The sequence below is a fragment of the Christiangramia sediminis genome, assembly GCF_020552705.1.
In the GTDB taxonomy this organism is placed as follows: domain Bacteria; phylum Bacteroidota; class Bacteroidia; order Flavobacteriales; family Flavobacteriaceae; genus Christiangramia; species Christiangramia sediminis.
This window is the reverse complement of record NZ_JAJBZG010000001.1, coordinates 635,433-647,849: the sequence shown is the minus strand read 5'-3', so window position 1 is coordinate 647,849 and position 12,417 is coordinate 635,433. Positions and strand designations below refer to the sequence as shown.

Sequence of the window (12,417 nt, the reverse complement as noted above, 5' to 3'; positions counted from 1 at the left end):
CAAGCGTCTTTAATGAAACAATCAGTTTACTAAGACGAAAATCAAACCAACTAAAATGCCTTATGAAGTTAAGCAATTATCTGTAATAAATGATTCACCGAATGATTCACCAGACTTATGCTTTTAAATGATATTATTTGATACCCTTAAAAACAAAAAACACTGAAAATCAAGAGATTAACAGTGTTTTGGTTCCACTTATTAGGTGGTTCGTCGGGGTGGCAGGATTCGAACCTGCGGCCTCCTGCTCCCAAAGCAGGCGCGATAACCGGGCTACGCTACACCCCGAATTGTTTGCACAATTCATTCAAAATAAGATTAAATCTTATTTAATTACATTATGTTTTTAGTCTTTTCCGTTCCAAATCACTTTTAAAAAGTAGCCGGGAAGCGGAGGAAATTTATCCCGATCTTTCACGCTGAAAAAGAGAATAAAAAACCGCAGACTAAAAATCTAGCGGAGAGACCGGGATTCGAACCCGGGCATCCCGAAGGATGACAGCTTAGCAGGCTGCTGCATTACCACTCTGCCACCTCTCCGTTATTTAAGAACTTCGCAAGTATTTTTGCGGTTGCAAATGTAACTTTTACTTGTAAACCATCCAAACCTTTTATTTCTTTTTTCGGCTAAATGTGGCATTAATATTTGCTTCTATAATTTAAGGTACTTGACTTCAACGTACTAAGTCTTCAAAAAATTAAACAATTTTTTCATCCTGAATTAATTTATGGACATTATCGAGGATTCTGGCGTGATTTCTCACAAAAGGATTCTTTGTGTCCCAAACATATCCCGCCAATACAGCACAAATCTGCATTTTTATTTGAAGACTTGGATGTGAATGAAAAAATATATCCTGAAGTTTCCCTGTGTACCATTCCTTTACATAGGTTGAAAAAACTTCTACTCCTTTTTTAATGTATTTCGAGTACTCGTTTTCCCAGTCAACATTTTCACCGTTGATCTCTCTTAAAGCTAGTTTTGCAGCCAGTAATCCGGATTCTGTAGCGAAAGCTACTCCGGAGGAAAAAACAGGATCAAGAAACTCCGCCGAGTTTCCTGTCAAAGCAAATGCATTCCCATGAAGATATTTTACATTTTTCGAAATATTAGTGAACTTAACGGGTTGGAATTTGAAAGAATAATCATCAAATCTTCCTTTGTAATAATCAGTTTCTTTAAGCATATTTTTAAATGCTTCAGTCTTATCTCCTGCAAACTGTTCGAACCAGGAGTTTGGTCCTACAAAGCCAAGACTGCTGTCTCCATTAGAGAAAGGAATATACCAGAACCAGGTTTCGGTATTTAATACTTCAAAAGTTATCTGATTTCCTTCGATTCCTTCAGGTCTGGAGGATTCTTTAATATGGGTAAAAATAGAGGAGTGGTCGTAAATTTTTGGCGGAGCTTCTAAGTCAAGCTGCTTAGCCAGCACACGCCCATTTCCGCTGGAATCAATTATGAATTTACAGCTTATTTCAGTTTCAGCACCCTTAATATCCACAGTATTTATATTCCATAAACCATTAGAATAAGATACTGAAGTGACTTCTGTCTCAAATCTAATATCTACTCCACGGGAAGTAAGATCATCTGTTAATACCTGGTCAAAATCGGCCCTGGGAACCTGCCAGGTCCAGTCCCAGCCCTCTCCAAATTTTTTACTGAAATCAAATTCAGCAACCTCATTATTCCTGATAAAGCGAGCGCCAAATTTCTTCTGAAAGCCCTGAGATTTCAAAGTATCTAAAAATCCGGCTTCCTTGAAATTATCCATACATTTTGGGATCAAACTTTCGCCAATAGTAAACCTGGGGAACTTTTGTTTTTCCAGCACTAATATGGAAACATCCTGTTTCTCTAAATAACCTGCGGCTACACTTCCGGAAGGTCCGGCACCGATAATAATAATATCCCTGATTTCATTTTTCATAAGATGTAAAAGGAGTCTGGAGACAAACTTAATGAGAAAGCCGGAAATTTAGTAATGAAAACAAATGAAAAAAGCCCTGACAAGTTTACCAGGACTTTTTTTGAGATATAAGCAAATGGACAATATATAATCTGGACGATGGTGGTTAAAAGAGATATTATGTTAGGATTACTCTACCAAGCCCACGAAAATAATACTGATCATAATCAAATGTAGCGCTCTTAAATTGTAATAATCAGTGGAATTCTTATAACTAACTATTTAATAAAATCTAATTAGACTTGTTAAGATTAAATTTATCTTCTCTTAAAATTAGGACTAATCACAGCATTTTTGCTGGAATAAATTAAAATTTCAATCGCAGTGTTTCATCGCGCTTTCTATTAATTATGCTACATTTGTTAAAAGCTTTAACAGCGATCCCAAACCTAAAATTACTAGCTGAAACGGTATATGCTGAACTTAGATAATGCACTTGAATTCACTGATTTTTACCATGTTCTTTTTGATAATGAGGAGATTGAACTTGGTGAAGCTACCCTGAAAAGACTTGAAACGAGTTTTGAATTTCTAAAAGATTTTTCCCGAAATAAGATCATTTATGGAGTGAATACCGGGTTTGGCCCCATGGCTCAGTATAAGATCGAAGATGAAGATAAGATCAAATTACAATTGAATCTAATTAGAAGTCATTCCTCCGGTGCCGGAGCCTTGATGGAGCCTTTATATGTAAAAGCCTTGATGCTCGCCCGTCTGAATACTTTGTGCCTTGGTAAATCTGGAATTCATAAAAGTGTAGCCGAAACTCTAATCGCATTGATCAATAAGGATGTTACTCCGGTGATCTTTGAACATGGTGGCGTAGGCGCCTCCGGAGATCTGGTGCAACTTGCGCACCTGGCCCTGGTGCTAATAGGTGAAGGTGAAGTGATCTATAAAGGAGAGCGAAGAGATACAACATCTGTTTTTAAGGAGTTGGATATTAAACCGGCTCAAATTAAAATAAGGGAGGGACTTGCTGTAATGAATGGCACGTCAGCGATGACCGGAATTGGAATTGTAAATCTTATTTACTCGAAAAGATTACTGAACTGGGCTATTTTTTGTAGTTCAGTGATTAATGAGATCGTAGAGGCTTATGATGATCATTTATCTGAAGAATTGAATTCCTCCAAACTTCATCCGGGTCAGCAGAAGATCGCGCGGGAAATGAGAAATCATCTTTCAGATTCTAAACTTACCCGTGACCGTAACGAACATCTTTATACCAACGGGGCAGATAAAAATACCTTCTTCAAGGAAAAAGTGCAGGAATACTATAGTTTAAGATGTGTTCCGCAGATCCTTGGTCCTGTTTCTGATACTTTGGATACCTCCTTGAAGATTTTAATAGAAGAGGTGAATTCAGCGAATGATAATCCAATTATCGACGTGGAAACCGAACATGTTTACCACGGCGGAAATTTCCATGGTGATTATGTTTCTCTGGAAATGGATAAACTACGTTTAGCAATCACTAAGACCTCTATGTTGGCTGAAAGGCAATTGAATTATCTTCTGAATTCTAAACTGAACGATATTCTGCCACCATTTGTAAATATGGGGAAACTGGGATTAAATTTCGGAATGCAGGGAGCTCAGTTCACCGCAGTTTCCACGACGGCTGAAAATCAGATGCTTTCAAACTCCATGTATGTTCACAGTATTCCGAATAATAATGACAACCAGGATATCGTAAGCATGGGTGCAAATTCGGCAAATATGACCAAAAAGGTGATTGAAAATAGTTTTGAGGTGCTTTCCACAGAACTTGCTACAATTATTCAGGCGTTATATTTCCTGGATTTTGATGATAAATTATCTTCGGCCACAAGATCAAAACTTGAGAAATTAAGAGGGATTATTCCGCAGGTAAAAGAAGACCGACCTTTATATGTGGAGATCAGAGCTCTAAAAGAATACTTAAGAAACAACGAAGCCTACTAATTATGAAGTACGCATTGGTTACAGGAGGATCACGAGGGATTGGTAAAGCAGTTTGTTTAAAAATCGCTGAAGAACTCAATTATAATATTCTTCTGAACTATAATTCGAATACAGAAGCTGCAGAGTCTACTAAAGATGAAATTGAACAGCTTGGGGTGAAGTGCAGTATTTTGAAATTTGATGTTTCAGATATGGATGCTACTCAGGGATCCATTACTAAATGGAAATCTGAGAACCCCGAAGCGAAGATCGAGATTCTCGTAAACAACGCCGGAATAACGAAAGACGGACTATTTATTTTTACCAATAAAGAATCCTGGGATTCGGTGATAGACACCAGTTTAAATGGCTTTTACAATGTTACCCAGGCGGTATTAAAAGATATGCTTAGAGCCAGATATGGCCGGGTGATCAATATTGTTTCTCTTTCCGGTTTAAAAGGAAATCCCGGTCAGGTGAATTATTCAGCTGCAAAAGGAGCCATGATCTCTGCGACCAAGGCACTTGCCCAGGAAATTGGAAAAAGAAAAGTTACGGTAAATGCTGTGGCTCCAGGGTTTATTCAGTCAGATATGACTAAGGATTTTGATGAAAATGAGCTTAAAAAGCACATTCCTTTAAATCGATTTGGGAAAGCTGAAGAGGTCGCTAACCTCGTAAGTTTCCTGGCTTCAGATAAATCATCTTATATCACCGGGGAGGTTATAAATATTAACGGGGGCTTATATTCATAGATCTATGGCTACCTGGAAAGGAAAATCTCGCGGTACGCTTTTAGGCTTCCGTATCTATGTGCAAATAATTAAAAAAACAGGTTTGTATTCTGCCTATTTTGTACTGCTGTTCGTTGCTTTATATTTCATATTCTTTTCCTTTACTTCCACTAAAAGCACTTATTATCTATTCAGAAAAAGATTGGGCTATTCACCATTTAAGTCTGCTTTAAATGTATATCGGAACTATTTTACTTTTGGCAGAATTCAATTAGACAGGGTGGCCATCACCAGCGGATTAAAACATAAATTCACTTTTGAATTTGATGGCGTGGAGCATATTAATGCTTTATTGAAGCAAAACAAAGGCGGAATTTTACTCACCGCGCATATAGGGAATTTCAATCTTGCTAAACATTTCTTTGAAAAAAAACATTCTGAAGCCGTTGTGAATCTTGTGGTGACCGATTTTGAGCATCGGCAGATCAAAAATTATCTTGAATCTGTCACCGGGCCTTCAGATGTTAAGACCATTGTTTTAAAGGATGATCTTAGCCATGTTTTTAAGATGAAAGAAGCGCTGGCAAAAAATGAACTTTTGGTTTTTGCGGCAGACAGGTTCCTGAAACATTCTAAAACTTATAAGGCAGAATTTTTGGGCGAAAAAGTGAAATTTCCGCAGGGGCCTTTTAAACTTGCGGCAAGAAATAAGATTCCCGTGTTATTCGTGCATTTAATGCGGGAGAAGAATTTCCACTATCATTTTTATGCCAGGCCGTATAAACCGGTTGAGTTTACTGCTCAGGAAATATTAAAATCTTATCTTGACGATCTTGAAAAAATGGTAAAAAAATATCCGCATCAGTGGTATAACTACTACGATTACTGGAACGATTTTAGTTAAAAATGGCAGAAAATCTATTACATCATCCAATTAGCTCACACGAGGAGATCATAAATTTGATCCCTCAAAAGGAACCTTTCGTATTTGTAGATACACTCTATGAATATACCAATCTTACCGGGGTTACTGGTTTTACAGTTCCTGGAAACAATGTTTTGCTTCAAGAGAATAAGCTTACTGAAAGCGGATTGATTGAGCATATGGCTCAAAGCATGTCTCTACACAGAGGTTATCAGGGTTCTCTTAGCGGACAAACCAAACCAAAGACCGGTTTTATAGGAGTGATCAAAACTGTAGAGATCTTCGGATTACCCGAAGTTGGAGAAACATTAAAAACCTATGTTGAGATCCTGCATGAGATCATGAATGTGACTTCAGTTTCTGCCAGAACAGAAAATGAAAGGGGAGTAGTGATCGCCACTTCCGAAATGAAAACCGTAACGGTAAAATGAGTGAGGTTTTACAGTGTAAAATAGAAATGAAAGTTCGTTTTCATGAATGTGATCCTTTGCAGATTGTGTGGCATGGGAACTATTTTAAGTATTTTGAAGAAGGCAGGGAAGATTTCTGTAAAAAGAATGGTATTTCCTATCTGGATGCTAAAAGGAATGGATTTGCCACTCCCATTGTAAAAACTCAATGTGAGCATAAACTTCCACTTAAATATGCTGATGAATTTGAAGTAGAAACCCGCTTTATAAATTCTGAAGCTGCCAAGATGATTTTTCAATATAAAATTTTCTCCTCTGGAAAATTGATCTGTACAGGGGAGACCACCCAGGTTTTTACAGATAAAAAATCAGAATTGGTGCTTAACAATCCGCCGTTTTTCTTAGATTGGAAAAAGAAAATGGGATTGATCAAATGAGCAGGAATTATCTTCTAAATGATTCAATAATTTCCCCTTTAGGCTTCAATACTGCTGTAAATATTGAAGCTATCAGAAATTCTGAATCGGCATTAAAGCTTCATCATTATTCAAAATTCTTCGAAAACGGGTATTACGCCGGTTTGATAGAGTCAGATCTTATTGATAGAAAATTCAATACTATTGGAGATCCCACTTTATTTACCAAATTAGAGAAGTTGATGATCCTTGCTATCCATCAGGTTATTGAAGAAGCTACTTCAGTAGACCTTAATAATACGGGACTGATCATTTCCACCACCAAAGGAAATATAGATCAGTTAGGGAAAAACGAGTTTCCAACAGATAGAATATATCTCTGGAAAATGGCTCAGGTAATTGCCGATTTTTTCGAATTTAAGCAAAAACCAATTGTGGTTTCTAATGCCTGTATTTCGGGAGCATTGGCTATTAAAACCGCTAACGATTTTATTCAGGCAGGAAGATTTTCTAATGCGATCGTCGTGGGAGGGGATCTGGTTTCAGAATTTGTACTTTCTGGTTTTCAATCCTTCCAGGCTATAAGCCCAGAACCTTGCCGGCCTTTTTCCAATGACAGGAAAGGAGTAAGTTTGGGAGAAGCCGCGGCGGCTATTTTGATAGGTCCAGATGATTCTGAAACTAAGCAAAAAGTGGAATATATTGATGCCGTGACCGCTAATGACGCCAATCATATTTCAGGTCCCAGCCGAACCGGTGAAGGTTTGTATCAGAGTATTTCCAGATTGCTTAAAAACAACAATATCAGTACAACTCAAATTGATTATCTCTCTGCGCATGGTACCGCGACCATTTATAATGATGAGATGGAGTCTATTGCTTTTAATCGGGCCGGTCTGGAATCTGTTCCGGTAAATAGTTTAAAAGGCTATTATGGGCATACCCTGGGAACTTCAGCTTTAATTGAAAGTATATTAACCAAACATAGTCTTCTTAATAATGAATTGATCGCTTCTTATAATTTTACTGAATTAGGTGTATCTAAAAATTTGAATATCATTCAGAATAATGAAAACAAGGATTTAAACCTGGCTTTAAAAACCGCTTCCGGGTTTGGGGGATGTAACTTGGCGATGTTTTTAAAAAAGGAAAGGATATGAACAGGGAGCTTTTCGTACATAATTCAATTGTTATTAGGAACTCAAAAGTTTATAAGAATGGGCAGCTTATTTTTGAAGCTGAAACTGATTTAAGTATTTCAAAATTCTTAAAAAAAATTTATAAGCAGCAAGAGCTTAAATACCCGAAATTCTTTAAAATGGACAACCTTTCTAAATTAGGGTATCTTGGGGTAGAATTATTGACCCACGGAGACATTCAGGATAAAGAAACTGCTTTGGTCTTTGCCAATTCTTCTTCCAGCCTGGAAACTGATACCGCTTATGCGGAAACGATGAATGAATTTCCTTCACCTTCACTTTTTGTTTATACATTGCCCAATATAATGCTTGGAGAGATTAGTATCAGGCATCAACTGAGATCTGAGAATGTTTTTTTTATTTCCGAAGACTTTGATCCGGGTTTATTTGTAGATTATTCCAAAGCTTTATTTCAGCAGAAAAAAGTAGTTAATGTGCTTTGTGGCTGGGTTGACTTGCACAATAATGAATATGATGTATTTTTGTGGCAAATTGCCCTTAGCGGCGGAAAGAAATTTAACGAAGAGGAGCTAAAGAAATTATACTTACCTACCCATGAGTGACCTGCATACCGAATTAAAAAAAAGCATAATTGAACAACTTAACCTCGAAGATATGGAGGTTAGTGAGATTGAAAATGATGAGCATCTTTTTGGAGATGGCTTAGGGCTTGATAGTATTGATGCCCTTGAACTTATAGTGCTTTTGGAAAAGGATTATGGGATCAAACTCAGCGATCCAAACCAGGGAAAAGAGATCTTTAATTCTATTAATACCATGGCCGATTTTATAGAGAAAAACAGGACCAGGTAATTTATGAAAGGCATTGCCGTCACCGGGATGGGTATAATCTCTGCTATAGGCAGGGATATTGAAGAAACCCATTTATCTCTTAAATATGGAAAAAATGGAATTTCTTTTCCTGAAATTCTTCCTACGAAACACAAAGATCTGCCGGTAGGGGAGATCAAACTGAGTAATTCTGAATTAAGCGAGTTGCTAAATTTACCGGAAGATCATTCCTATACCCGAGCCGCGTTACTGGGAATTTATGCGATAAAAGAATTACTGGAAAACTCTGCGTATGATCAATTTCCGGAAGATACAGGTTTTATTTCCGGAACCAGTATTGGCGGAATTGATATGACCGAGAAGCATTTTTATGATTATAAAAATAATCCTGAAAAACGAAAATATATCCAGGCACAACATCCTGGTTATACCACCGAAAAGATCGCAGAATATTTCGGACTGAATGGAATGATTACAACCATTAGCACTGCCTGCTCTTCGTCAGCAAATGCCATAATGATGGGTGCCCAAATGATCGAATCAGGTAAGTTGATGCGTGTGATCGTTGGAGGGAGTGATTGTTTAACGAAATTTACTTTGAACGGCTTTAATTCTTTGAAGATCCTGTCTACAAAAAATTCTCGCCCGTTTGATAATGCACGGGATGGTTTAAACCTGGGTGAAGCTGCTGGATATTTAATGCTGGAGGCGGAAGACTGTATAAATGGCAAAACTGTTTTAGGACGGGTTTCAGGTTATGGAAATGCAAACGATGCCTTTCATCAAACCGCTTCTTCTGAAAATGGTGAAGGAGCATTCCAGGCAATTTCCAAAGCACTAAAAAAAGCTAATTTATCCACAACAGATATCGACTTTATTAATGCTCATGGTACGGGAACAAAGAATAACGATCTATCAGAAAGCGTTGCTTTAAAAAGGATCTTTGGAGATAAAGTGCCTTATTTTAGTTCCACTAAAGGATTTACAGGGCATACTTTGGGAGCAGCCGGTGCGGTAGAAGCTATTTTTAGTTTACTGGCAATTCAGAAAGGGGAGATGTTCCCTAATCTTAATTTCAGTACTGAAATGCTTGAAACTGGCTTAGGACCGGTTACCGGGTTTCAGAAAAAAAATATAAATACAATGCTTTCAAACTCTTTTGGCTTCGGCGGAAATTGCACCTCCTTAATATTTCAGCGAAATGAGTAAGATCTATATCAATGGAATATCATCTGTTTCTCCTCAGTCGGAAGATATTTTCGAAGAGGAAAATCCCCTGGTATATAAGGAAAATACGCTGACGGCTTTGGATCAGGACTACAAGTCCATTATAAACTCAATGATGCTTAGACGCATGTCCAAAGCTGTTAAAATGGGACTTTATTGCTCTAAAAAAGCATTACTGGAAGCTGAAGTAGAAATACCCGATGCTATTCTTGTTGGGACCGGGCAGGGCTGTATGCAGGATACCGAGAAATTCATGACCAATATGCTGGAATCTGAGGAAGGTTTATTGAGTCCGACTTCTTTTATTCAGTCCACTCATAATACAGTGGGAGGGCAGATCGCGCTGGATTTGAAGTGTAAAGGATATAATATGACTTTTACTCAAAATTCGGTTTCCTTTGAAAGTGCCTTATTAGATGCCATACTTCAAATGGAAGATGAGAGTACTCAAAATATCCTAGTTGGTGGAGTGGATGAAACTTCTCAGGAATTCACCGGTTTTCAAAGACTAGATGCACAGATCAAAAAAGAAAATATAAGTAATCTGGATCTTTATAAATCTGAAAGTTCCGGAACGATAATTTCAGAATCGGCCGCTTTCTTTTCTTTGGCTCCAGAGAAAAAAGCAAGCTCATATGCTGAATTTAAGGATGTTGAGATCATAAATTCCATTGAAATTTCCGGGCTAAACTCAAAAATTGAGCTGTTCCTGAAAAGAAATAATACTTCGGTTTCAGAAATAGACGCTGTTATTTTAGGAAGAAATGGAGATGCAAGATTTGATCATTATTACGAAGAATTACAGAATGGAATGTTTTTAGCTAAATGCCAGCTGGGTTTTAAACACCTGGTAGGAGAAAATAATGCTGTTTCCTCTTATGCATTCTGGCTGGCATCTAAGATCCTGAAAGAAAAGCAGATTCCTGAGATTTTTAAATTGAATACTTTAAATTGCAGTGCTCCCGGAAAAGTTTTGATTTATAATCAATACCTGGGAAGAAACCACGGACTAATTCTTTTACAAAGCCTTTGATCTTTAAACTGATTAAAACCTTATTTGCGGTTGCCGCAATTTTCGCGATCGCTCTATACTACCAGGAACTTTGGCCTTTCTGGCCTATTCTTTTGATCGCAATTGTCTACAGCCTTTTAATACTGCTGCTTTCTACCAATGTTCAGTTCAACTTTTTTGTAAAGGCTTATAATAAAAATCCTGATTATCCTCAAAATTCCGTCGCTCTGAGTTTTGACGATGGTCCCGTGGAAAATACCTTGAAAATCCTGGATATATTAGACGAGCATAATGCCAAGGCAGCCTTTTTTTGTATAGGACGCAATATTAAAAAACACCCTGAAATTTTTCAGGAGATCATCAAAAGAGGGCATGTTGTGGGGAATCATACCTATTCTCATACCCGGAAAATGGGATTTCTAAGTACAGAATCTGTGTTGAAAGAAATTCAGCAATGCGATCAAATTGCTGAAAAAATTGGAGAGATAAAATTGAATCTTTTTCGGCCACCTTTTGGGATTATAAATCCAAAGACGAAAAGAGCTCTGCAGAAAACCGGACATCAGGTAATTGGCTGGAATAATCGGCCATATGATGCGGTGACCAAATCCTCCAGTAAGATCTTAAATAGAATAACTAAGGATTTAAAAAGGGGAGACCTCATTCTTTTACATGATAATATGCCTAAGACGGCACCTATCTTGGAACAGTTATTGGTTGTTCTTAAACAACGTAATTTCAGCACTGTAAGACCTGATAAATTATTTGATATTCATGCGTATAATTAAACTTTGCATATTTCTTTTCAGCTTAAATATGCTGGCCCAGAACGGAACTCTTAACAGTTCCCAGAAACAGGAATTTAAGACCAGTGTGATTGAAAAATCTAACAATATTAAAAGCTTTTCTGCTGAATTCTCACAGACTAAACATATGAAAATGATGGATGGAAATCCGGAAAGTCATGGGAAAGTCTACTATAAATCCCCAAATACGCTGAAGTGGGAATATATAAAACCATACGATTATCAGCTATTATTTAAAGACTCCAAACTTTTTATAGTTGAAGAAGGACAGCTTTCAGAGGTTGATCTCTCTTCTAATAAGCTTTTTGATAAAATGGGTGAATTGGTAGCCGGAAGCGTGAATGGAAAAATATTGATGGCAGATAAAGACTTCGATATCACTTATCATCATGCCGGCGAAAATGTAAAGGCGCTCATTATTCCTAAAGATCAAAATCTTAGGGGAATGTTCAAGGAGATCTGGATCAATTTTAATCAGGAACATCTTATAAGATCTGTCAGACTAATAGATCCATCCGGGGATTATACCGAGATCTTGATGAAAAACATCAAAATTAATCAGCCTATTCCTCCTTCAGTTTTTCAAAACTAAAGTATCTTGGACATTCTAAATATATTCTATGGTTTTAGAAGGCTTTTATGAAATTTCCAACACTTCGCTTGCAGGTGATAAGGCTGTCACCAGCTTAAAAGTAAATAAAGATCACGAGATCTATCAGGGTCATTTCCCTGGAAGGCCTGTAACACCCGGGGTGGTTTTAATGCAGTTATTTAAGGAAGAAGCTGAGAGGATCTTTGATAAGAAACTTCAACTGGTAAGGGCCGATAATTTGAAATTTACTGCCGTCTTCGATCCTGGCCAGGATGCAGAACTTATCCTGGAATCCCATCTCACCGAAACCGGAGAATTCATTAAGCTTAAAGGAATTGCTAAGAACAATCAGGGTATAGTTTTGAAAATTAACACCTTATATAAATTCTGCTAATATCTCACTTC

14 protein-coding genes and 2 tRNA genes are annotated in these 12,417 nt (G+C 37.4%); 13 read left to right on the top strand and 3 right to left on the bottom strand.

Annotated elements, in window-relative coordinates:
* Positions 1–213: 213 nt before the first annotated feature.
* The 3 genes from LGQ90_RS03105 to LGQ90_RS03095 all read right to left on the bottom strand — a co-directional run bounded on the left by LGQ90_RS03105 (position 214) and on the right by LGQ90_RS03095 (position 1,934).
* Positions 214–288, bottom strand: a tRNA-Pro gene (locus tag LGQ90_RS03105).
* 170 nt (positions 289–458) lie between these two features.
* Positions 459–540 (bottom strand) — tRNA-Ser (locus tag LGQ90_RS03100).
* 158 nt (positions 541–698) lie between these two features.
* Positions 699–1,934, bottom strand: a complete 1,236-nt coding sequence (locus LGQ90_RS03095; RefSeq protein WP_229338009.1) for an NAD(P)/FAD-dependent oxidoreductase — start codon at positions 1,932–1,934, stop codon at positions 699–701.
* 453 nt (positions 1,935–2,387) lie between these two features.
* On the opposite strand from LGQ90_RS03095, the gene flxA reads away from it, so the two are divergent.
* The 13 genes from flxA (at position 2,388) to LGQ90_RS03030 (ending at position 12,406) form a co-directional block, all read left to right on the top strand.
* On the top strand, positions 2,388–3,920 hold the full coding sequence (gene flxA / locus LGQ90_RS03090; RefSeq protein ID WP_229338008.1) for a flexirubin biosynthesis tyrosine ammonia-lyase FlxA: 1,533 nt from the start codon (positions 2,388–2,390) through the stop codon (positions 3,918–3,920).
* 2 nt (positions 3,921–3,922) lie between these two features.
* Positions 3,923–4,654 carry a flexirubin biosynthesis SDR family reductase FlxB gene (flxB, locus tag LGQ90_RS03085; RefSeq protein WP_229338007.1) on the top strand — a complete coding sequence of 244 codons (732 nt, stop codon included), beginning with the start codon at positions 3,923–3,925 and terminating at the stop codon, positions 4,652–4,654.
* Positions 4,655–4,658: 4 nt separating this feature from the next.
* Positions 4,659–5,537: an LpxL/LpxP family acyltransferase gene (locus LGQ90_RS03080; RefSeq protein ID WP_229338006.1), complete on the top strand. Its 879-nt coding sequence runs from the start codon at positions 4,659–4,661 to the stop codon at positions 5,535–5,537.
* 2 nt (positions 5,538–5,539) lie between these two features.
* Positions 5,540–5,989, top strand: a complete 450-nt coding sequence (locus tag LGQ90_RS03075) for a hotdog family protein (RefSeq protein ID WP_229338005.1) — start codon at positions 5,540–5,542, stop codon at positions 5,987–5,989.
* Positions 5,986–6,405: an acyl-CoA thioesterase gene (locus tag LGQ90_RS03070; protein WP_229338004.1), complete on the top strand. Its 420-nt coding sequence runs from the start codon at positions 5,986–5,988 to the stop codon at positions 6,403–6,405. The genes LGQ90_RS03075 and LGQ90_RS03070 overlap by 4 nt, the downstream gene beginning before the upstream one ends.
* The gene (locus LGQ90_RS03065) at positions 6,402–7,544 is read left to right on the top strand and encodes a beta-ketoacyl synthase N-terminal-like domain-containing protein (protein ID WP_229338003.1); all 1,143 of its coding nucleotides are present in this window, start codon (positions 6,402–6,404) and stop codon (positions 7,542–7,544) included. Before LGQ90_RS03070 ends, LGQ90_RS03065 begins: the two co-directional genes overlap by 4 nt.
* A gap of 158 nt (positions 7,545–7,702) precedes the next feature.
* Positions 7,703–8,146: a 3-oxoacyl-ACP synthase gene (locus LGQ90_RS03060; protein WP_229338001.1), complete on the top strand. Its 444-nt coding sequence runs from the start codon at positions 7,703–7,705 to the stop codon at positions 8,144–8,146.
* Complete coding sequence (locus LGQ90_RS03055) at positions 8,139–8,396, top strand: phosphopantetheine-binding protein (RefSeq protein WP_229337999.1); 258 nt, start codon at positions 8,139–8,141, stop codon at positions 8,394–8,396. The genes LGQ90_RS03060 and LGQ90_RS03055 overlap by 8 nt, the downstream gene beginning before the upstream one ends.
* A gap of 3 nt (positions 8,397–8,399) precedes the next feature.
* A complete protein-coding gene (locus tag LGQ90_RS03050; protein ID WP_229337997.1) occupies positions 8,400–9,584 on the top strand; it encodes a beta-ketoacyl-[acyl-carrier-protein] synthase family protein in 1,185 nt (394 codons plus the stop codon).
* The gene (locus LGQ90_RS03045; protein WP_229337995.1) at positions 9,577–10,635 is read left to right on the top strand and encodes a beta-ketoacyl synthase chain length factor; all 1,059 of its coding nucleotides are present in this window, start codon (positions 9,577–9,579) and stop codon (positions 10,633–10,635) included. Before LGQ90_RS03050 ends, LGQ90_RS03045 begins: the two co-directional genes overlap by 8 nt.
* Positions 10,632–11,402 (top strand): polysaccharide deacetylase family protein, encoded by a 771-nt coding sequence (locus tag LGQ90_RS03040; protein WP_229337994.1) that lies wholly within the window; start codon positions 10,632–10,634, stop codon positions 11,400–11,402. Before LGQ90_RS03045 ends, LGQ90_RS03040 begins: the two co-directional genes overlap by 4 nt.
* A complete protein-coding gene (gene lolA2 / locus LGQ90_RS03035) occupies positions 11,389–12,012 on the top strand; it encodes a flexirubin biosynthesis/transport protein LolA2 (RefSeq protein WP_229337992.1) in 624 nt (207 codons plus the stop codon). Before LGQ90_RS03040 ends, lolA2 begins: the two co-directional genes overlap by 14 nt.
* Positions 12,013–12,040: 28 nt before the next feature.
* On the top strand, positions 12,041–12,406 hold the full coding sequence (locus LGQ90_RS03030) for an ApeI family dehydratase (RefSeq protein WP_229337990.1): 366 nt from the start codon (positions 12,041–12,043) through the stop codon (positions 12,404–12,406).
* Positions 12,407–12,417: the final 11 nt, after the last annotated feature.

Bases quoted from the DNA above. Each gene is read 5' to 3' on its own strand.
- flxB (WP_229338007.1), top strand. From the start codon at position 3,923: ATGAAGTACGCATTGGTTACAGGAGGATCACGAGGGATTGGTAAAGCA.
- LGQ90_RS03065 (WP_229338003.1), top strand. From the start codon at position 6,402: ATGAGCAGGAATTATCTTCTAAATGATTCAATAATTTCCCCTTTAGGC.
- LGQ90_RS03095 (WP_229338009.1), bottom strand. From the start codon at position 1,934: ATGAAAAATGAAATCAGGGATATTATTATTATCGGTGCCGGACCTTCC.
- LGQ90_RS03055 (WP_229337999.1), top strand. From the start codon at position 8,139: ATGAGTGACCTGCATACCGAATTAAAAAAAAGCATAATTGAACAACTT.
- LGQ90_RS03075 (WP_229338005.1), top strand. From the start codon at position 5,540: ATGGCAGAAAATCTATTACATCATCCAATTAGCTCACACGAGGAGATC.
- LGQ90_RS03060 (WP_229338001.1), top strand. From the start codon at position 7,703: ATGGACAACCTTTCTAAATTAGGGTATCTTGGGGTAGAATTATTGACC.
- flxA (WP_229338008.1), top strand. From the start codon at position 2,388: ATGCTGAACTTAGATAATGCACTTGAATTCACTGATTTTTACCATGTT.
- LGQ90_RS03045 (WP_229337995.1), top strand. From the start codon at position 9,577: ATGAGTAAGATCTATATCAATGGAATATCATCTGTTTCTCCTCAGTCG.
- LGQ90_RS03050 (WP_229337997.1), top strand. From the start codon at position 8,400: ATGAAAGGCATTGCCGTCACCGGGATGGGTATAATCTCTGCTATAGGC.
- LGQ90_RS03030 (WP_229337990.1), top strand. From the start codon at position 12,041: ATGGTTTTAGAAGGCTTTTATGAAATTTCCAACACTTCGCTTGCAGGT.
- lolA2 (WP_229337992.1), top strand. From the start codon at position 11,389: ATGCGTATAATTAAACTTTGCATATTTCTTTTCAGCTTAAATATGCTG.
- LGQ90_RS03070 (WP_229338004.1), top strand. From the start codon at position 5,986: ATGAGTGAGGTTTTACAGTGTAAAATAGAAATGAAAGTTCGTTTTCAT.
- LGQ90_RS03080 (WP_229338006.1), top strand. From the start codon at position 4,659: ATGGCTACCTGGAAAGGAAAATCTCGCGGTACGCTTTTAGGCTTCCGT.